This window comes from Xanthobacter flavus, assembly GCF_017875275.1.
Lineage (GTDB): Bacteria > Pseudomonadota > Alphaproteobacteria > Rhizobiales > Xanthobacteraceae > Xanthobacter > Xanthobacter flavus_A.
The window spans coordinates 1649387-1669723 of sequence record NZ_JAGGML010000001.1; the positions used below are offsets into that span (position 1 = coordinate 1649387).

Annotated in this window: 17 protein-coding genes; 9 read left to right on the plus strand and 8 right to left on the minus strand. The window is 71.2% G+C overall.

What is annotated here, in order from left to right:
- Positions 1-24: 24 nt before the first annotated feature.
- On the plus strand, positions 25-2130 hold the full coding sequence (locus J2126_RS08020) for a LodA/GoxA family CTQ-dependent oxidase (RefSeq protein ID WP_209485515.1): 2106 nt from the start codon (positions 25-27) through the stop codon (positions 2128-2130).
- The gene (locus J2126_RS08025) at positions 2127-3233 is read left to right on the plus strand and encodes a tryptophan 7-halogenase (RefSeq protein ID WP_209485517.1); all 1107 of its coding nucleotides are present in this window, start codon (positions 2127-2129) and stop codon (positions 3231-3233) included. The genes J2126_RS08020 and J2126_RS08025 overlap by 4 nt, the downstream gene beginning before the upstream one ends.
- Here the strand turns inward: J2126_RS08025 and J2126_RS08030 are convergent.
- Positions 3230-5122, minus strand: a complete 1893-nt coding sequence (locus tag J2126_RS08030) for a heavy metal translocating P-type ATPase (RefSeq protein WP_209485519.1) — start codon at positions 5120-5122, stop codon at positions 3230-3232. The genes J2126_RS08025 and J2126_RS08030 overlap by 4 nt on opposite strands.
- A 103-nt stretch (positions 5123-5225) precedes the next feature.
- Between J2126_RS08030 and mbfA the strand changes: the two genes are divergently transcribed.
- The gene (gene mbfA / locus J2126_RS08035) at positions 5226-6203 is read left to right on the plus strand and encodes an iron exporter MbfA (RefSeq protein ID WP_209485521.1); all 978 of its coding nucleotides are present in this window, start codon (positions 5226-5228) and stop codon (positions 6201-6203) included.
- A gap of 71 nt (positions 6204-6274) precedes the next feature.
- On the plus strand, positions 6275-7258 hold the full coding sequence (locus J2126_RS08040; RefSeq protein WP_209485523.1) for a zinc-dependent alcohol dehydrogenase family protein: 984 nt from the start codon (positions 6275-6277) through the stop codon (positions 7256-7258).
- Positions 7259-7262: 4 nt separating this feature from the next.
- Here the strand turns inward: J2126_RS08040 and J2126_RS08045 are convergent, their stop codons facing one another.
- From J2126_RS08045 to J2126_RS08075, 7 genes are all read right to left on the minus strand, one after another.
- On the minus strand, positions 7263-9017 hold the full coding sequence (locus tag J2126_RS08045; protein ID WP_245327778.1) for a PHA/PHB synthase family protein: 1755 nt from the start codon (positions 9015-9017) through the stop codon (positions 7263-7265).
- Between the two features lie 370 nt (positions 9018-9387).
- Positions 9388-10248, minus strand: a complete 861-nt coding sequence (locus tag J2126_RS08050; RefSeq protein WP_209485525.1) for a CHAD domain-containing protein — start codon at positions 10246-10248, stop codon at positions 9388-9390.
- 25 nt (positions 10249-10273) lie between these two features.
- Complete coding sequence (locus J2126_RS08055; protein ID WP_209485527.1) at positions 10274-11401, minus strand: thiolase family protein; 1128 nt, start codon at positions 11399-11401, stop codon at positions 10274-10276.
- Positions 11398-12858 (minus strand): AMP-binding protein, encoded by a 1461-nt coding sequence (locus J2126_RS08060; protein WP_209485528.1) that lies wholly within the window; start codon positions 12856-12858, stop codon positions 11398-11400. The genes J2126_RS08055 and J2126_RS08060 overlap by 4 nt, the downstream gene beginning before the upstream one ends.
- Complete coding sequence (locus J2126_RS08065; RefSeq protein ID WP_209485530.1) at positions 12855-13430, minus strand: biotin transporter BioY; 576 nt, start codon at positions 13428-13430, stop codon at positions 12855-12857. The genes J2126_RS08060 and J2126_RS08065 overlap by 4 nt, the downstream gene beginning before the upstream one ends.
- A gap of 14 nt (positions 13431-13444) precedes the next feature.
- Positions 13445-14086 carry an energy-coupling factor transporter transmembrane component T family protein gene (locus J2126_RS08070; protein WP_209485533.1) on the minus strand — a complete coding sequence of 214 codons (642 nt, stop codon included), beginning with the start codon at positions 14084-14086 and terminating at the stop codon, positions 13445-13447.
- Positions 14083-14850, minus strand: a complete 768-nt coding sequence (locus tag J2126_RS08075; protein WP_209485535.1) for an energy-coupling factor ABC transporter ATP-binding protein — start codon at positions 14848-14850, stop codon at positions 14083-14085. Before J2126_RS08075 ends, J2126_RS08070 begins: the two co-directional genes overlap by 4 nt.
- A gap of 206 nt (positions 14851-15056) precedes the next feature.
- Here J2126_RS08075 and J2126_RS08080 point away from each other — a divergent pair, with 206 nt between their 5' ends.
- The 5 genes from J2126_RS08080 (at position 15057) to denD (ending at position 20308) form a co-directional block, all read left to right on the plus strand.
- Complete coding sequence (locus tag J2126_RS08080; RefSeq protein ID WP_245327246.1) at positions 15057-16907, plus strand: IlvD/Edd family dehydratase; 1851 nt, start codon at positions 15057-15059, stop codon at positions 16905-16907.
- Positions 16908-17004: 97 nt separating this feature from the next.
- Positions 17005-17835 (plus strand): isocitrate lyase/PEP mutase family protein, encoded by an 831-nt coding sequence (locus J2126_RS08085; RefSeq protein ID WP_209485537.1) that lies wholly within the window; start codon positions 17005-17007, stop codon positions 17833-17835.
- Complete coding sequence (locus J2126_RS08090; RefSeq protein WP_209485539.1) at positions 17835-18536, plus strand: GNAT family N-acetyltransferase; 702 nt, start codon at positions 17835-17837, stop codon at positions 18534-18536. Before J2126_RS08085 ends, J2126_RS08090 begins: the two co-directional genes overlap by 1 nt.
- Positions 18537-18564: 28 nt before the next feature.
- Complete coding sequence (locus J2126_RS08095; RefSeq protein ID WP_209485541.1) at positions 18565-19311, plus strand: SDR family oxidoreductase; 747 nt, start codon at positions 18565-18567, stop codon at positions 19309-19311.
- A gap of 19 nt (positions 19312-19330) precedes the next feature.
- Positions 19331-20308: a D-erythronate dehydrogenase gene (gene denD, locus J2126_RS08100; RefSeq protein WP_209485543.1), complete on the plus strand. Its 978-nt coding sequence runs from the start codon at positions 19331-19333 to the stop codon at positions 20306-20308.
- The last annotated feature ends 29 nt before the right edge of the window (positions 20309-20337 follow it).

Below are 20337 nucleotides of genomic sequence, written 5' to 3' on the forward strand. Positions count from 1 at the left end.
CCGTCCCGTTTCGGGGGCGGAATCATGGATCGTCGGGACCTTCTGAAAGGCGCAGCAGGCACCACCCTGCTTGCCGCCACCTCCGGCCTCGCGGCGGCCGATAATGCCCCGCCTGTGCTGCGCATCCATCCCGCCATCGGCATCGCCCGCGTCGGCAACAGCCCGGACTATTACCTCGCCCCCGAGACGGCGGCCGGCGAACTGCCGTCCTCCGGCGACGGCCTGTGGGGCGGCCTGCCCCTCGATGCCACAACCGGAAGACCCATCACCGCGGACGGGTTTCGCGACGGACAGGGCCGGCTGAAGCGGCAGGCGGTGCGCTTCCGAATTTACGCTTATACCGGCTCCGGCTGGCCCACCGGCGAGAGCACCGAGGTCACGCTCGGCGCGGTCATCGGCGGCAAGCGTGTCACCGACATCGTGTGGCAGGCGCACATCGCCAACAAGAAGCTGAACTGCTTCTCCATGGAGGACACGCCCGGCCATTTCCCGGCCCTCGCCGGCTTCGCCGATGGCCGGCTGATGCCTATCCGCCGCCCGCAGGACGGCCCCCTCGACAGCCCGGACCGCCTGAGGCGCCTCGTCATCGATCCCGGCCCGCGCGCCCTTTCCGCCCGCGCGGATCAGAGCCGCGTCACCGCCTTCGCCCATGGCACGCCCGCGAGCTGCCTCGGCGACGGGGGGACGGTGCGGGCGCTGCCGGACTATCCGGTGAGCTTTCCGCAGGACCATTTCACCCTGCACATCCCGGCCGATCCGCTGACCAGCCTCGGCGACATGCGGGTGGAGGCCGGCACGGGCCGGCTGATCCTCGCCGGCGGCTTCGGCGCGACGGTGGGCATCATGACGCCCGAGGGTCGTCCCAACGTGAACGAGCGCAGCGGGGCGGAGAACACCAGCTGGTTCGACGACATCGGCGACGGCCCGGTCTTCGCCCGCATCCTGTTCGAGGACGGCTCCACGCTCTCGGCCGCGCCGGCCTGGGTGATGTGCGGCGACCCGGGCTTCGCGCCGCAGACGCGCAACGTCGTCACCGCCTGGGACGAGGTCTACGACACCTTCGTCCGCCAACTCGCGCTGGAGCCGGACCTCTATGCCGGCGGCACTTTCAGCCCGCGCTTTGCCGCCTCCTTCGCGGACGATGCCCGCCCGCTGTTCCATGCGGTGATGCTGCAGCGCTGGAACACCAATCTGCCGGCACCCGCCATCGCCGCCCACAACCGCATCGGCGCCATCACCCCGGCCGACCGGCCCACCGACAAGATCCCGGATTTCGACGGCCTGATCCGCAATCCCGACAATCCGGCGAGCCTCGCTGCGGGCACGCCCATGATGCCGCTGGCGCTGGGCGACACGGACCGTCCCTTCCTCACCCTCACCCCAACGCAATACCACCTGCTGCGGCAGTGGCACAAAGGCGTGTTCACCCCCGAGCGGCGCCTGAAGCTGGGGGATGGGGAGGAAATGGACCGGGTGGCGCTGGCCAATTGCCTCGGCGGACGCTTCAGCCCGGGCATCGAGGTGTCCTATCCGGTGCGCGACCCGAACCTGTTCATCCAGGACTGGGCGACGACGCCCGGCGGGCCGTTCCGCCTCAACGCCGCGCCGCTCGATTATTCAAAGGCGCGCCCCGACCGCGCATTCCTCACCGTGGGCTACATCCCCCTGCGCCCCATCCCGCTGGAGCCCGGCGACTTCTCCAAATTCATGGCCGCGCCCTGGCACACGGACTACAACCACTGCGCCTCCCATCCGCCGGAGAGCCCCTCCAACACCGACCAGACGCTCTACTGGTCATGGCCCGCCGAGCGGCCGGTGGCGGTCTATCCGCAGGCGCTGGCGCGCTTCAATCCCGGCACGGGATGGACGCCGGGGCGCCAGCTCTACGCGGTGCGCGGCGCGGGGACGACGACGATCTACCCGGCCAACGCCGGGCGCTTCCAGAAGGCGGCCGATTTCCTCGTCAACTGGCACAAGGTGGGCTTCGTGGTGCAGGCGAGCCGGATCAACCCGGATGCCCGCCCGGCCACGGCGGAAGACCCGTTCCTCGAAGTCGCGTGCTTCTTCGAGACCGACACAAGCCAGATGGTCGCCCCCTGGCCCACCTTCAACTCGCCGCCGGCCCCGTGAGCGTTGCGCCGGAGCGGGTGGGCGTCGCCATCATCGGCGCCGGCCCGGCGGGCTGCGCCACGGCCATCGCGCTGGCGCGGCGCTGCATCGGCGATGTCACGCTGTTCGAGGCCGGGGCGACCGATGGCCCGCGCATCGGCGAGACCATTCCCGGCGCCGCCCTGCCGCTGCTCTCCCGCCTCGGCCTCATGGAGCGCTGCACGGCACGCGGGCACCTGCTGTCGCTGGGTGCGACCGCCGTCTGGGGCAAGGCCGCGCCGCACCACAATGACGGCTTCGCCAACCCCTTCGGTGGCGGCTGGCATCTCGACCGCGCCGGCTTCGACGCCGATCTCAGGGCGGAGGCGATGGCGTGCGGCGTGCGCCTCCACCCCGGCCGCCTGCGCGCGATGACGCCGGAGGGGACGGGCCACCGCCTCCGCTTCGATGGCGCGGACGAGCCGTTCGAGGTCACGGCCACTCTGGTGGTGGACGCGAGCGGCGTGCGCGCGGCGGCCTTGCGCAGCCTGAAGGTGGCACGCAACGCGGTGGACGCCCTGGCCTTCCACTGGAGCGTGCTCACCCTCGCCGAACCCGAGGCGATGCCCGCCCGCACCTTCCTCGAATCCGTTCCGGACGGCTGGTGGTATGCGAGCCGTATCCCCGGCGGGCGGGCGGTGGTGGGCCTCGCCGCCGATCCCGGCGCGCGGTTCACCGATGGCGCCGCCTTCCGCGCCGCCATCGCCGCAACCCACCTCATCGGGCCACAGATCGCGCGCGGCCGCCCACTGGACGAGCAAGCGCCGCCCCGCATCGCCATCGCCCCCACCGCCATCCTCAGCGCCGTGGCGGGACCCGGCTGGCTCGCCGTGGGCGATGCCGCCGCATGTCTCGATCCTCTCCTCTCGCAGGGCCTCACCCGCGCGCTGGAGGAGGGCATCACCGCCGCCGACGCCATCGCCGGCGCGCAGATGGGAGATGAAGGCGCGTTCAACGCCTATCAGGACAGGATTTTCGCCCGCTTCACCGCCGGCGTGCGGCTGCGCGCGGGCTTCTATGCCGGCGAGACCCGCTGGCCTGATGCGCCCTTCTGGCGCCGGCGGCAGGTGCAGGCGGCCGCCTAGGTCTCGGCGCCCTCGCCCGGTCCCGGAATGAGCACGCGCAAGGCGTTGAGGATGACCACCACGTCGATGGCCTCCTGCAGCAGCGCGCCCTGCACCGGCTGGAGATAGCCGCACGCCGCCGCCACCATGCCCACGAGCGACAGGCCGATGCCCCAGCGCACGCTCTGCCGCGCGATGGCGAGGGAGCGGCGGGCGATGGCCATGGCCTCGGCGAGGCGGTCGAGCCGGTCCACCAGCAGCACCGCATCCGCCACCTCGGCGGAGGCCGCCGCGCCCCGCGCGCCCAGCGCGACGCCGATGTCGGCGGCGGCGAGCGCGGGCGCGTCATTCACCCCGTCGCCCACCATCATCACCGCGCCGCCGTTGGCGGCCTCGCGCGACAGGGCGATTTGCGCGATCTTGCCTTCGGGCTTCAGCTCCCCGGTCCAGGCGTCGAGGCCGAGGTCGCGGCCCACCGCATCCACCGCCTCGGCCCGGTCGCCGGAGGCGAGCGCCACATGCTGCACGCCGCCGCGACGCAAGGCGGCGATCATGTCGGCCGCGTCGTCGCGTACCGGATCGGCGAACAGCAGCAGCCCGGCCGGCCGGCCGTCGATGGCCACCGCCACCACCGCGCTGGCGGGAGGAAGGTGGGCGCGCAGCTCGCTCCAGTCGCCGGAGGCACGGGCCGCGACATAGGCGGTGCCGCCCACGGCGACGGCATGGCCCTCGACCCATCCTTCCAGCCCGGCCCCGCCATCTTCCTTCACCGCGCGGGGCGGCGAAAGGGCGAGGTCCCGGTCGTGCGCGGCATGGACGAGCGCCCGCGCCACCACATGGCTCGACGCCTGATCCAGCGACGCGGCGAGGCGCAGCACCTCCTCCGGCTCGAAATCCGGCGCGGTGCGCACCTCTTCCAGCTCGGCGCGGCCGTGGGTGAGGGTGCCGGTCTTGTCCACCACCAAAGCGCGGACGCGGGCGAGCTTCTCCAGCGCGCCGCCGCTCTTCACCAGCACGCCGCGCTTCGCCGCCCGCGAGAGCCCGGCCATGAGCGCCACCGGCACGGCGAGGATGAGCGGACAGGGCGTCGCCACCACCAGCACCGCCAGCGCCCGGCGCGGATCGTGCGCGAGGATCGCCGCGCCGATGGCGAGGGCGAGGGAGACGAGGACGAAGGCGAGCGCGTAGCGGTCGGCGAGGCGCACCATGGGCGCGCGGCTGGAGGCGGCCGCCTCCACCAGGCGCACGATGCCCGCATAGGTGCTGTCCGCCGCCGGCCGCAGGATGGCGAGATCGAAGGCGTCGCCCGCATTGACCGCGCCGGAGGGCGCCTCCTCGCCATCCTCCAGCCGCGCCGGACGCGTCTCGCCGGTGAGCGAGGAGAGGTCGAGCACCGCCGGACCGCCGAGCACCGCGCCGTCGGCGGGCACGGTGTCGCCGGAGCGCACCAGCACACGGTCGCCGGCCACCAGATCCACCGCCGCAACCACCACCAGCCCGCCATCGAGATGCAGCACCGCGTCGCGCGGGGCGCGGGCGGCAAGGGCGGTCATCTCCCGCCGGGCACGGCCTTCCGCGAACCGCTCCAGCTGCTGGCCGCCCGCATACATGAGGGCGACCACGTTGCCGGCCAGGGGCTCGCCGAAGGCCAGAGCCGCGGCCATGGAGAGGGCGGCCAGCACGTCGAGGCCGAACCGGCCCGCGCGCAGGGACCAGGCGATGTCGATAAGCAGCACCGCCAGAACCGGCGCCGTGCCCACGGCGAAGGCGGCCGAGGCGGCCCCCTTCATCCCCATGAGCTGGAGCAGCAGCCCCACGGCGAGGGGCAGCACGGCGGCGGCGAGCAGAAGGTAGCGGTTGCGCCCGGCCGCGCCCGCCGCTTGGATGTCGGCCCGTGCTGGTTCCGGCATGTCGCTCCCTCATGCCCGGCCTGCGGCGATTCCGTCGCATTGCCGTTGCGCTTATGCGCTTTATCTAGATCATTAGAAAAATTCTAAATTGGAGTCACCCGGGATGATCTCGCTTTTCCCCGGCCGCCGCCGTTTTTCGGACCTGTCTGAGCGGGAGATCCTCGCCCTCGCCGTCTCGTCGGAGGAAGACGACGCGCGCATCTACACGGAATATGCCGAGGCACTGCGTGGCGAGTATCCCGACACGGCCAAGGTGTTCGAGAGCATGGCGGCGCAGGAGCGCGGCCACCAGACGAGCCTCACCCGCGAATATGAGAGGCGCTACGGCGGCACCGTGCCGCTGATCCGCCGCGAGAGCATCGCCGGCTATTACAGCCGCCGGCCGGTCTGGGCGGTGGTGAACCTCGGCATCGAGCGCATCCGCGCCGAGGTGGGGCGGATGGAGGACGAATCCGCCGGCTTCTATCTGAAGGCGCAGCAGAAGGCGTCCGATCCCGGCACGCGCAAGCTGCTGGAAAACCTCTATCAGGTGGAACTGCAGCACGAGGAGATCGCGGGCAACCTCGCCGATCGCTATCTGCCGGCCGACAAGAAGAAGGAAGAGGACGACAAGGCCCGTCGCCAGTTCCTGCTCACCTTTGTGCAGCCGGGCCTCGCCGGCCTCATGGACGGCTCGGTCTCGACGCTGGCCCCCATCTTCGCCACCGCCTTCGCCACGCAGAATTCCCACACCACGTTGCTCGTCGGCCTCGCCGCGGCGGTGGGCGCGGGCATCTCCATGGGCTTCACCGAGGCGCTCCACGACGACGGCGTCATCTCCGGCCGCGGCTCGCCGCTGAAGCGCGGCCTCTCCTCCGGCATCATGACGGCGGTGGGCGGCCTCGGCCACGCTCTGCCCTACATCATCCCCGAATTCTGGACCGCGACGGCCATCGCCATCATCGTCGTGTTCGTCGAGCTGTGGGCCATCGCCTTCATCCAGAACCGCTACATGGAGACGCCCTTCTGGCGCTCCGTGTTCCAGGTGGTGCTGGGCGGCGCGCTGGTGCTCGCGGCGGGCATCTTCATCGGCGGCAGCTGACGCGCTTGCTTGAGATCATGTTCCGCCGCGCCGGGGCATGAGAGGCTTCCTGCCATCGCGGGAGGCTCCTCATGCGCGCCATGGTCCTGAAACAGACGGGCGGTCCCCTCGTCGCCGAGGAGCGGCCCGACCCGGTGCCCGGTCCGGGCGAGGTGGTGATCCGCGTCGGCGCCTGCGGCGTCTGCCGCACCGATTTGCATGTGGTGGACGGCGAGCTGCCGCAGACGCTGCTGCCCGTCATCCCCGGCCATGAGATCGTCGGGCGCGTTGCGGCGCTGGGCGCCGGCGTCTCGCACCTCACTATGGGCGAGCGCGTGGGCGTCGGCTGGCTCGGCCGGGCCTGCGGATGCTGCTCCTACTGCGAAGAGGGCGCGGAGAACCTGTGCGACGCGCCGGTCTTCACCGGCTGCACCCGCGACGGCGGCTTCGCCAGCCACACGGTGGCGGATGCACGCTTCGTCTATCCCCTCGGCGAAGAGGGCGAGGACATCGCGCTGGCGCCCCTGCTCTGCGCCGGGCTCATCGGCTGGCGCACGCTGAAGATGGCGGGCGAGGGCCGGCGCATCGGCCTCTATGGCTTCGGCGCCGCCGCCCACATCATCGCCCAGGTGGCGCGCTGGCAGGGGCGGGAGATCTACGCCTTCACCCGGCCCGGCGATATGCGGGCGCAGGATTTCGCCCGAACGCTCGGTGCCGTCTATGCCGGCGGCTCGGACGCGCCGGCTCCGGAGCCGCTGGACGCCGCCCTCATCTTCGCCCCGGCGGGCGAGCTGGTGCCGCAGGCGCTGAAGGCGGTGCGCAAGGGCGGGCGCGTGGTGTGCGGCGGCATCCACATGAGCGACATTCCCGCCTTCCCCTATCGCTGGCTGTGGGAGGAGCGAAAAATCCTCTCCGTCGCCAACCTCACCCGCGCCGACGCCCGCGAATTCCTCGCTATGGCCCCTCAAGCAGGCGTCACCACCCACGTCACGCCCTATCCCCTCTCCGAGGCCAACCGCGCGCTGGACGATTTGCGCGGCGGCCGGCTGGAAGGGGCAGCCGTACTAGTGCCCTAAAACCCTAGCGCTGCATCACATAGGTGCCGGGCGCCGGGCAGAGCACCGGATAGCCGGCCGCGCCCAAGGGCGGCAGCGCATGGCCGGGAGCGGAGCGGGCGGACAGCCAGGCCTCCCACGCCGGCCACCACGATCCCTCCTCCACAGGCGTCGCCTCCACCCACTGTTCGGGGCCGAGATGGTGGTCGCCGTGGCGGGTCTCGTGCCGGCGGAAATGCCGGTGCCTGTGGCCCGGCTCGCTGACGATGCCGGCATTGTGCCCGCCGGAGGTCAGCACGAAGGTCACGTCCACGTCGGTCAGCTGGTGGATCTTGTAGACCGAGCGCCACGGCGCCACGTGGTCGCGCTCGGTGCCCACCACGAACAGGGGCACGCCGATGTCCTGGAGGGAGATGGGGCGCCCGTCCACCTTGTAGCGGCCGGCTGCGAGGTCGTTGTCGAGGAACAGTTGGCGCAGATACTGGGAATGCATGCGGTAAGGCATGCGGGTGGCGTCGGCGTTCCAGGCCATCAGGTCGCTCATGGCCGCGCGCTCGCCCATCAGATATTCGTGGACGAGGCGCGACCAGACGAGATCGTTGGAGCGCAGCATCTCGAACGCCCCGGCCATCTGGCCGGCGGAGAGGACGCCCTGGTCCCACATCATGCTTTCGAGCGTGTAAAGCTCGCCGGGATCGACGAACAATTGCAGCTCGCCGGGCTCGGAGAAATCGGTCTGCGCCGCAAACAGCGTGACGGAGGCGAGCCGGTCGTCGTCATCCCGCGCCATGGCGGCAGCGGTGATGGAGAGGAGCGTGCCGCCGAGGCAGTAGCCGACAGCGTGGACCTTCTCGCCCGGCACCACCGCGTTGATGGCGTCGAGCGCTGCCATCACCCCGTCGCGGCGGTAGTCGTCGAAGCCGAGGTCGCGGTCCTCCGCCGTCACGTTGCGCCAGGAGAGGCAGAACACCGTGTGGCCCTTGGACACGAGATAGCGGATCAGCGAATTCTCGGGCGAAAGATCGAGAATGTAATATTTCATGATCCAGGCCGGCACGATGAGCACCGGCTCGGCGGCGACCGTCGCGGTGGTCGCGCGATACTGGATCAGCTCCACGAGGTGGTTGCGGAAGATCACCTCGCCCGGCGTCACCGCCACGTTGCGGCCCGGCTCGAACGCGTCGGCGCCCATCGGCGGCTGGCCGGACGCCTTGCGGGCCGCATCCTCCAGAAGATTGCGCGCACCCTGCACGAAATTCAGCCCGCCCGTCTCCCGCGCCCGGCGCAGGACCTCCGGATTGGTGAAGGGCGAGTTGGAGGGCGAGAACACGTCCAACAATTGGCGGGCAGCGAAGGCCACCACCGCCTCATTATGGGGCGCGACGCCGGGCACGCCGTGGGTGGCGTTGTGCCACCATTGCTGGTTCAGCAGGAAGGCCTGGTACCAGAAGCGGAACGGCCAGTCCTGCCATGCCGGGGCGCTGAAGCGCTCATCCCCCGGCAGGGGCTGGATGCAGTTAGGAAAGTTCCGGTCGAAGCTGGAGGCGACCATGTAGGCGCCGAGCCGGGCGGACTTGCGCCACGCCTTCAGCGCCAGTTCCGCCTGCTTGCCGGGGGCTGCGGCCAGATGCATCCACCAGTCCATCAGCGACAGGGTGAGCGCGGTGGGCGACAGGCCGGAGGTGGCGCGGGCGGAGAGGGCGGCGGCGGCGCGGTCCACCGCGCGCAGGGCTTCGGGGCCTGGGCCGTGCTCGAAATCCTCCTCGTCATGGCAGGCCATGCGGGCCCAGGCCTGAGCGAACAGCCGCCCGGCCTCGGGCAGCTTGGAGAAATCCATGGCAGCGCGGGCGAGATCGGCGCCGGACGCCGGCGCCTCCGGCGCGGTCACGGCGGGCGCGGGGGCCGGCTCCGGCGCGACGGCGGGCGCTCCGCCCACGGTCTGGGGCTGGATACGGGGCGAATTGGCGGGCAGGTTGACCATCGGCCGATCTCTTCAGGACGCGGAAAGCGCCCGGGACTTGAAACGGATGCCGGAGCCTCGCCCGGCATCGCGCCGGACGCTCAAGCTTTGCTGACTTAGCTTTTGCCGCTTCTCACGGCGCTTTGATGACGATCAGGCCGCGCCGAGCCTCAGCCGGCAATGATCCGCGTCAATCCGACGCCGCGCCGACGCGCTCCCGGCAGCTGTCGCGGAAGGCCTTGGCGCTGCGGCGGAACAGCGCCGCGTGCTGCCGCAGCGCGCGCTTGCGCAGCCGCTTCTGCGCCCGGTCCATGGCAAGGCCCAGCCGCTCCCGCGTGCCCTCCGCCAGCGCGTCACCCGCCGCATCCAGCATGGGCCGCAGCGTCTCGATGTCCTGATAGGCGCCGAGCAGGTCGCGCAGCCGCTGCGCGGCGCGCGCCCGTTTGGCGCCATGGCCGAAGGCGTCGGCGAGGAAGCTCATCTGATAGCGGTGGGTGACGACGCGCTTGCGCGCCTCGTGCATGTCCTCGGGCGTGTCGAAGGGGGCGCGGCGGGCCTGCCTGTAGGCCTTCACCAGCCCCTTCGGCACATCCGCCTGCCGCGCCTGTGCCGCCAGCGTGTCGGCAAGGGCCGCACGGGCGGAGACGAGGAAGCCGCCGAGCGTGGCGCGATGCTCGCCGCCGTCCGCGGCGGCGTCCTCGCCCAGCACCCCCTCGGCGTCGGTCTGGTCGCAGGCCAGGAGGAAGCCGCCCTTGGCCATCACGTCCAGCGCATCGCGGGCCGCCACCTGGTCGCGGGCGCCGGAAAGCTGGCGTGCCACCTCCGCCGTGCGCCGCCGCTCGGCCTTCGCGTCATCGCCCGGAATGAGGCGGAGCAGGGCGCGATACTGCTTCATGGCCTTGCGGGCGTCGTGCACCATCTCCTCGGGGTCGGGATCGGCCACCGCCGCCGCCACCGTCTCGAGTGTGGCCGCCAGCGCGTCCGCCAGCGCGTCTCCCGCGGAACGGGGCGGCGGCGGGCGTGGGGCATCGGGGGTCGTGACATCCAGCATGGGCATTCGGCTCCTGAACCGGGGCTCAACGGTCTTGTGCCGGGCCGGTTCCGTCCCGGTCCAGCATCAGGGCACTCGCAATGCCACCGGCACCGGCGATGGCGCACAGGGCGCGGCCAGCGTTTCCAGCGCGCAGGCGATGATAGCTGCGTACCGCCAGGATTGCACCCGACGCGCCGATGGGGTGGCCCCGCGCCAATGCGCCGCCCCCGGCGTTCACCCGGGCCGGATCGAGCCCCAGCCGCCTCATGGCGACAAGGGCCTGCGCCGCATAGGCCTCCATCAGTTCCACATGATCGACGGCGGATGCGGCAACGCCGAGGCGGGCGCACAACGCCTCCACCGCCACTATGGGCGCGAGCGCGGGCACGAACGGGTCACCGCCGCGCGCGAGGCCCCCGGCAATCGTCACGTCCCCCGCTTGCGCCGGCCCCAGCAGCACAAGGGCGGCCGCATCCGCCTCCACCGCGACGGTGGCGGCGGTGACGCCATGGGTTGCGTCGCCCGAAAGCACCGGCAGCCGCGCCATGAGCGCAGGCGACAGGCGCCGCGCGAAGGCATCGGCGGCAAGGCCCGCCACCGGCACGATCTCGCCATCCGCCGGCGGCACCGTCAGCGCGCGGCGGTGGCTTTCGGCGGCGAACGCCTCCTGCTCGGCGCGCGTGAGGCCCTCCGCCAACGCCATGCCGGCAGCCGAGGCATCAAGCGCGATCTCGCGCTCCGGCCACGGGGTGAAAGCGGGCTGGCGATAGAAATCCGGCATGCCGTCCTTCTCGCGCGGACGATAGGCGCGCAGCGGCGCGGTGCTGAAGCTCTCGGCCCCGCCCGCCAGCACATAGCGCGCCTCCCCCGCCATGATGCGCGCCGCGCCGAGGCGGATGGCGTCGAGGCCGGAGCAACATTGGGTGTCGATGGTGAGCGCCGGCACCGTCTCCGGAAGTCCCGCCGCGAGCGCCGCGACGCGGGCCATGTTGCCGCCGCCGGACAAGGCATTGCCGAGGATCACCTCGTCCACATCCTCCGGCGCCACACCGGCCGCCGCCAGCACCGGGCCGATCAGCGCCGCCGCCAGCTTGTGGGCCGGCACGTCGCGAAAGGCGCCTCCGCGCGGGGCGACCGCCGTGCGCATGGCTGCGAGGATGGAGACCTTCATGGCAGAAGCTCGCAGCGCGCAGGCCACAGGGTGGCGATGGCGGGGAAGTCCGTCTTGCCGGTGGGCGTCAGCGGCCAGTCAGCCACCCGCGCATAAAGGCGCGGCACCTTGAACAGGGGCAGACGAGATTTCAGGAAGCCGATGAGGTCCGCGCGGGCGGGCGCCTCGCCCTCGGCGAGCGACAGGAACGCCACCAGCCGCTCGCCACGCTTGCCGTCCGCCACGCCCAGCACGGCGGCGGCGGCGATGGCGGGGTGGGTCTCCAGCACGCGCTCCACCTCCTCGGGAAAAAGGTTCTTGCCCGAGGTGACGATCATCCGCCGCGACCGGCCGGCGAGGTGGAGGAAGCCGGCGGCGTCGAGAAAGCCCATGTCGCCGACGCTCACCTCGTCGCCGCTCACGAAGAGGTCGGGACTGTCGCCGGTGGCATAGTCCATGAACAGGAAGGGGCTCGCCACGAACACCCCCCCCGTGCGCCCCGCCGGCAGCCGCCGCCCCGCCGCATCACGGATGGAGAGGCGCACGCCCGCGAAGGCGCGGCCCACCGAGCCCGCAGGCACGCCCTCGGCCTCCTTCGCCACGGTGACGAAGGAGAGTTCGGAGGCGCCGTAGAATTCCGCGAAGTCGGCGTTGGGCATGAGGTGCCCGAGCATCTGCCGCCGCCCCGGCGGCCATTTGGCGCCGGAGCACAGCACGAGCCGCAGCCCCGGCAGGGTCTCGCCCTCGGCGGCAAGATGGTCCAGCAGCAGCGCGATCTGCGTCGGCACGCCATAGAGCACGGTCGCGCCATGGGCGCGCGCCAGCTCGGCGGCGCTACGGGGGCGGAAGCTGGGTGAGAGCAGCACATGGGCGCCGGCATCGAGGCCCCGCGCCAGCGCGTAGAGGAAGAGCGAATGGGTGAGCGCGCCGGGGGCGAGGATCACGTCCTCCGCGCCGATGCCGAATTCCGCCGTGTCCGCATCGAAGCTCGCCGTCCAGGAATGATGCGCGCGGCGATAGCCCTTGGGCAGGCCGGTGGAGCCGGAGGTGAAGCCCACGTAGAAAGGCAGATCGGCGGCCGGCTCGGGTATCGCCGCGGCCGCATCTGCGCCGATGGCTTCGGCCAGCCCTGCCGCCCCCTGCCCCGGCGCGAGGCGGATGTCGCCGGCCTTCCCGCTCACGATCAGACCGGGCTTGACCCGCTCCAGCACGTCCCGCCGTTGGCTTTCCGGCCAGCCGGGGTCGAGGATCTGCGCCTCCCGTCCCGCACGGGCGGCGGCGAGGAACAGGATGGCGAGGGCCGCGCCGTTCGGCAGGTCGAGCCCGATGCCGCCGGCCGGCGCGTGCGCGAACCGCGTCGCGCAGCGCGTCACCAGCGCATCGAGGGCGGCGTAGGTCAGCGTCTCGCCGGCGCAGGTGAGGGCCGGCGCGTTCGGTCGCTCCACCGCGTGGCGGGCGAGGTGGCGCGTGATGCTCACGGGCGGTGCGGCGCAGCCACCGACCAGTTGCGCAGGACCGTGGTGGCGAGCAGTGCCGCGCCCACCGCCTTGATGAGGTCGCCCGGCACGAAGACGGACGCGCCGATGAGCGCCTTCAGCGGGCTGATGTGCGCCATCAGCGCGATCCCCGGAATGCCGAAGGCATAGAGGGTGAGGATGCCGCCCGTGATGGCGGCGATCAGCGCCGTCGCCAGCGCCGGCAGATTGCGGGCCGCGAGCCGCTCGGCCACGAGGCCGGTCACGAAGCCGGCGGCGACGTAGCCGATGAGGAAGCCGGCGGTCGGGCTCGCCAGCACGCCGAGGCCGCCGCGCCCGCCCGACAGCAGCGGTGCGCCGAGCAGCACCACGAACACGAACAGCCCCGTCGCCGCCGCCCCCGCGCGGGCGCCGAGCAGGAGGCCGGCCAGCATCACGCCGAGGCTCTGGGCGGTGATGGGCACCCCCGCCGCGATGGGCAGGAAGATGGGCGGCACGAAGCCCAGCGCCGCGATGAGGGCGGCGACGAGGGCGATGCGCACCAGCGTGCGGGTCTCGAAGATCTGGCTGTCCATGGGTCTGTCCCCTTTCAGAATCCGGACTTGCGAGTGGGGCGCGGCGGGCGCGTCCTGCGCGGGGCGCCGAAGCCGCGCGCGTCGAGGGCTTCCGCCACCTGATCGGACATGGCGAGCGCGCCGGAGAAGAAGGCGCCGACGAGCGCCAATCCAGGCCGGCGTGGGCTGCGCGCGCGCCAGGCCTCCTCGCGGCCCCGCCAGGTGTCGAGCAGCACCGGCACGAAGCGCAGCACCAGCGCCACCGCCAGCGCGATGCGCTCGGGATCGAGCCCGAAGCGCGCGAGCGGGCGCATCGGCAGGGCCAGCGCGTCCATCATGTCCTGCATGCGGGTGGAGAGGGTGACGAGATCGGCGAGCAGCACCATCACGCAGATGCGCAGCACGCTCGCCACCGCCACCTCGACGGATGCCGCCCACACCTGCAGCGCGAAGATCACGACAAGCAGCGGCGCGAGGCTCCGCCACTGGGCGAGCCGCCGCAGCCCCGGCCGGCCGAAGCCGCAATAGACGATGAGCACGCCGGCGAGCGCCATGGCCAGCAGCACCGGGCTGTCCAGCGGCACGATCAGCACGGAGAGCACCGCGAGCGCGATCAGTTTCGCGCCGGCGGGCAGGCGATGCAGCAGGCTGCGGCCGGAGAGATAGCCGGCGATCATGGGACGGCCCGCCCGGACGGCCGCGCCACGGCGCGCTCGGCGCGGGCGCGCGCATCCGCCTCGTAGAGCGGGATGACCTCGGCCGGCGCGCCATCCGCCACCACCTCGCCGCCCCTCAGCCAGAGGACGCGATCGAAGCCGGCGAACAGGTCCACGTCGTGGCTCGCCATCACCAGCTTCACGTCGAGCGCGCCGAGGCGGGAGGCGAGGGTGAGGCGGGTGGTGAGGTCGAGGCTGGAGAAGGGCTCGTCCAGCAGCAGCACGGAAGGGTCGGCGGCCAGCGCCGAGAGGATGCAGACGAGCTGCTTCTGCCCCTCGGAGAGGTCCGCCACCGCCCGCTCGCCCCAGCCGGCGCAGCCGTGGCGGGCGAGCAGCCGCTCGGCGTCCGCATTGGCCTGCGCCTTCGGCGTGCCCTGCTGGATGGGGCCGAAGGCGATCTCCTCCCGCACCGAGGGGAAGATGATCTGGTGGTCCACGTTCTGGAACACGAAGCCCACCGTCGCCGGCAGCTTGCGCCGGTCGCGGCGGGTGTCGAGGCCCTCCACCGTCACCGTGCCCGTGTCCGGCAGGATCAGGCCGTTGATGAGGCGCAGCAGAGTGGACTTGCCCGAGCCGTTGTCGCCCACGAGGCCGATGCGCCGCTCGGACAAGGTGAGAGTGAGATTGGAGAAGACCGTCCGCGCGCCGCGCGTCACCTCGACCCCGGCGAGCCGCGCGAAGGGCGCGGCGACGGGGCGCGGGTCGGCGGCGGGCATCTGTGACATGGCGTCTCCTGCTGGCCCTCCTTCCGATAAACGGTTCGCGCGTCGAGGCAAGAGTGCCATCCGTCTAGGACGCCTGCGAAGGGTGCATTGCACACCGGAACGCCTCCAAACCCGGATTGATTTCCGTCGCCGCCGGGCGCATAAATCCCGCCGATCAAATCGATTAAAATCCGGCGCACCCGAACGCCGGAGCAGTGGAGAAAGCCATGTCCGGTCCTGCCGACCAGGGAAAAAACGGAACGATCGAGCGCAAGGGCGACCAGCCTGAGAAGCACGGCCTCAAGCTCAGGTCGCAGCTGTGGTTCGACAATCCGGACAATCCCGGCATGACCGCGCTCTATCTGGAGCGGTACCTGAATTTCGGCCTCACCCGCGAGGAATTGCAGTCCGGCAAGCCGATCATCGGCATCGCCCAGACGGGCTCGGACCTCTCCCCCTGCAACCGCCACCATCTGGACCTCGCCCACCGTGTGCGGGCGGGCATCGAGGCCATGGGCGGCGTGCCGTTCGAATTCCCGGTCCATCCCATCCAGGAGACCGGCAAGCGGCCCACCGCGGCACTGGACCGGAACCTCGCCTATCTCGGTCTCGTGGAAATCCTCTACGGCTATCCGCTGGACGGCGTGGTGCTGACCACCGGCTGCGACAAGACAACCCCGGCCTGCATCATGGCCGCCGCCACCGTGAACATTCCGGCCATCGTGCTCTCAGGCGGGCCCATGCTGAACGGCTGGTGGAAGGGCGAGCGCACCGGCTCCGGAACGGTGGTGTGGAAGAACCGCGAGCGCTTCGCCGCCGGCGAGATCGACTATGACGAGTTCATGGACGTCGTGGCCTCCTCCGCCCCCTCGGTCGGCCACTGCAACACCATGGGCACCGCCTCCACCATGAACGCGCTGGCGGAAGCGCTCGGCATGTCCCTGCCCGGCTGCGCCGCCATCCCGGCGCCCTATCGCGAGCGCGGGCAGATCGCCTACGACACCGGCAAGCGCATCGTGGACATGGTGTGGGAGGACCTGAAACCCTCCGACATCCTCACCCGCGAGGCGTTCGAGAACGCCATCCGCGTGAACAGCGCCATCGGCGGCTCCACCAACGCGCCCATCCACCTCAATGCCATCGCCCGCCATGTGGGTGTGCCGCTCTCGGTGGATGACTGGCAGGCGGTGGGCCACAAGATCCCGCTGCTCGTAAACCTCCAGCCCGCCGGCGAATATCTCGGCGAGGAATTCCACCGCGCCGGCGGCGTTCCGGCGGTGGTGGCGGAGCTGATCGAGAAGGGCAAGATCCACGAGGGCGCGCTCACCGTGAACGGGCGCACCATGGGCGAGAACTGCAAGGGCAAGCTCTCCTGGGACCGCGAGGTCATCAAGGCCTATGACGCGCCGCTGAAGGAGGATGCCGGCTTCATCGTGCTGCACGGCAATCTGTTCGACAATGCGGTGATGAAGACCTCGGTGATCTCCGAGGAGTTCCGCGCCCGCTTCCTCTCCAACCCGAACGATCCGGAAGCCTTCGAGGGCCGCGCCGTGGTGTTCGACGGGCCGGAGGACTACCACCACCGCATCGACGATGCCTCGCTGGGCATCGACGAATACACCCTGCTGTTCATTCGCGGCACCGGCCCGCTCGGCTATCCCGGCGGCGCGGAGGTGGTGAACATGCAGCCGCCGGCCGCCCTCCTGAAGAAGGGCATCCATGCTTTGCCCTGCATCGGCGACGGCCGCCAGTCCGGCACCTCGGGCTCGCCCTCCATCCTCAACGCCTCGCCGGAAGCGGCGGCGGGCGGCGGCCTCGCGCTGCTGAAAACCGGCGACCGGGTGCGCATCGACCTCAACACCTGCACCGCCGACATCCTGATCTCGCCGGAGGAGCTGGCCCAGCGCCGCGCCGACCTGCAGGGTCACGGCGGCTACAAGGCGCCGGAGAGCCAGACCCCCTGGCAGGAAATCCAGCGCTCCATGGTGGCCCAGTTCGACGAGGGCATGGTGCTGAAGCCGGCCGTGAAATACCAGCACATCGCCCAGACCATGGGCGTGCCGCGCGACAACCACTGATCGCGATGCGGACGGGTGGACGGACCTTTCCCGTCCGCCCGCCCCGGCCCTAATCTCCCCCCGCCGCCACGCCCCGGCGGTGCACGGGATTGCTCTCATGACCTCGCCCACAGACAAGCGCCGCGCCTTCCGCACGCTCCACGAGAGCGGCTGCTTCGTGCTGCCGAACCCGTGGGACGTGGGCACCACGCGCTATCTGGAAGCCGCCGGCTTCAAGGCGCTCGCCACCACCAGCGCCGGCTACGCCTTCTCCACCGGCCGCCCGGATGGCGCCGTGGGGCGGGACGAGATGCTGGCCCACATCGCCGATCTCGTCGCCGCCACCTCCCTGCCGATGAATGCGGATTTCGAGGCGGGCTATGCGCCCGATCCGGCCGGGGTCGCCGAGAGCGTCACCCTGTGCGTCGGAACCGGCGTCTCCGGCCTCTCCATAGAGGATGCGACGGGGGATGCGGCGCATCCGCTCTATGATCTGGATGAGGCGGTCGCCCGGGTGCGCGCGGCGCGCACGGCCATCGACGCCTCAGGCGCGGACGTGATCCTCACCGCCCGTGCCGAATGCTTCCTGGTGGGCCGGACCGACCTTGCCGAGGTCATCACCCGCCTGAAGGCCTATGCGGCGGCGGGGGCGGATTGCCTCTATGCACCGGGCATTCGCACGCGGGAGGACATCTCCGCCGTGGTGGAGGCGGTGGCGCCGCTGCCGGTGAACGTGCTGATGCCGGGTTCGACGGGGCTCGGTGTCGCCGACCTCGCGGGGCTCGGCGTGCGCCGCATCAGCGTGGGCAGCACCTTGAGCCGCGTCGCCTGGGGCGCCTTCATCGCCTCGGTGGAGGAGATCCGCGACGCGGGCACATTCCAGACGTTCGCGGGCGCCGTGCCCTTCGCCGAGATCAACCGATTCTTCGGCGCGGGGGGTGACAAGTGATGTCCGGCGATCCGTCCACCCCCCTCGGCGCGCCCGTGGACACCGCCCCCGCCCGCCGGCCCGAGCCGACGACGCTGGAGGGCCGCCACGTCCGCCTCGTGCCGTTCGACGCGGAGCGCCACGCCGCCACGCTTTTCGCATTGTCGCACGGGCCGGAGAAGGAGGCGCTCTGGGCCTACCTCTCCCCTGCCCCCTTCCCGGATGAAGCCGCCTTCGCCGCCTTCTATGGCGAGGCCGCGAAGAAGGCGGACCCGCTGCTCTTCGCCATCGAGGAAGCGGACACCGGCCGAGCGGTTGGCCATGCCACCTACATGCGCATCGAGCCGGCGCAAAAGGTGATCGAGGTGGGCAACATCCTCTACACCCCGGCGCTCCAGCGCACGCGGGGCGCTACGGAAGCCATGTATCTCATGGCCCGCCACGCCTTCGAGGACCTCGGCTATCGCCGCTACGAATGGAAGTGCAACGCGCTGAACGCCCGCTCCCGGCAGGCGGCGGCGCGGCTCGGCTTCACCTTCGAGGGGCTTTTCCGCCAGCACATGATCGTCAAGGGTCGCAACCGGGACACCGCCTGGTTCTCTCTGCTCGATAGCGAATGGCCGCGCGCCAGGGCGGCCTTCGAGGCGTGGCTGGCGCCGGAGAATGTCGATGAAAACGGCCGCCAGCTCCGGCGGCTGGAGGACATTCGCGCCGGCCTGTGACCGCGCGCGACAACACAAGAGGAACGTCATGGGTGGACGACTTCAGGGCAAGACCGCGCTGGTGACGGCGGCGGGACAGGGCATCGGCCGCGCCATCGCGGAAACCTTCGTGCGCGAGGGCGCGCGCGTCATCGCCACCGATCTCGACGCCGGCAAGCTCGCCGGCCTCGAAGGCGGCGAGACGCGGTCGCTGGACGTGCTCTCCACCGATGCCGTGACGGCGCTGGCCAAGGAGATCGGGCCCATCAACGTGCTGGTGAACGCCGCCGGCTACGTCCATCAGGGCACCATCTTCGAAACGTCGGAGAAGGACTGGGACTTCTCCTTCGACCTCAATGTAAAATCCATGCATCGCACCATCTCGGCCTTCCTGCCCGGAATGCTGGAGACGGGCGCGGGCTCCATCGTCAACATCGCCTCGGCCGCCTCCTCCATCCGCGGCGTGCCGAACCGCTATGCCTACGGCACCACCAAGGCGGCGGTGATCGGCCTCACCAAGGCGGTGGCGGCGGATTTCATCCTGAAGGGCGTGCGCGCCAACGCCATCTGCCCCGGCACCATCCAGTCGCCCTCGCTGGACGAGCGCATCGCCGCCGTCTCGGCCCAGACCGGCCGCTCGCTGGAGCAGGTGCGCGCCGATTTCGTCGGCCGCCAGCCCATGGGTCGCCTCGGCACGCCGGAGGAGATCGCCGCGCTCGCCCTCTATCTCGCGTCCGACGAGAGCGCCTTCACCACGGGCCAGATCCACATCATCGACGGCGGCTGGGCGCTCTGAGCACCGGGAGACGAACGACATGCACATTCTGGTCATCGGCGGCGCCGGCATGGTCGGCCGCAAGCTCATCGAGCGCCTCGCCCGCGACGGCCGCCTCGGCGGCAAACCCATCACCCGCATCACCGCCCACGATGTGGTGACGCCGAAGCCGCCCGAGGCGCCCTTTCCCATCGACACCCGCGTCTCCGACCTCTCCGTGCCCGGCGAGGCGGCGGCGCTGGTGGCGGAGCGCCCCGACGTGATCCTGCACCTCGCGGCCATCGTCTCCGGCGAAGCGGAGGCGGATTTCGAGAAGGGCTACCGCATCAACCTGGACGGCACGCGCCATCTGTTCGACGCGGTGCGGCTGATCGAGGGCTATACGCCCCGGCTCGTCTTCACCTCGTCCATCGCGGTGTTCGGCGCGCCCTTCCCGGAGGCGATCCCGGACGAGTATTTCCACACGCCGCTGACCTCCTACGGCACGCAGAAGGCCATGGGCGAGCTGCTGCTGGCGGACTACACGCGGCGCGGCTTCTTCGATGGCATCGGCATCCGCCTGCCCACCATCTGCGTGCGGCCCGGCCTGCCCAACAAGGCGGCCTCCGGCTTCTTCTCCGGCATCATCCGCGAGCCTCTGGCCGGGCAGGAGGCGATCCTGCCCGTGTCGGAGGATGTCATGCACTGGCACGCCTCGCCGCGCTCGGCGGTGGGCTTCCTCATCCACGCCGCGACCCTCGACGGCGCCAGCGTGGGCACCCGCCGCAACCTCACCATGCCGGGCCTCGCCGTAACGGTGGGCGAGCAGATCGAGGCGCTGCGCAAGGTGGCCGGCGACAAGACGGTGGCGCGCATCAGGAAGGTGCCGGACCCGGTGATCGAGACCATCGTCTCCGGCTGGCCCCGCAAGTTCGACGCCGCCCGCGCGACCGCGCTGGGCTTCAAGGCGGAAAACTCCTTCGAGGAGATCATCCGCATCCACATCGAGGACGAGCTGGGCGGCAAGATCGCCGACTGAGGTCAGCGTTGCGCGGGCCTCTCAAAGCC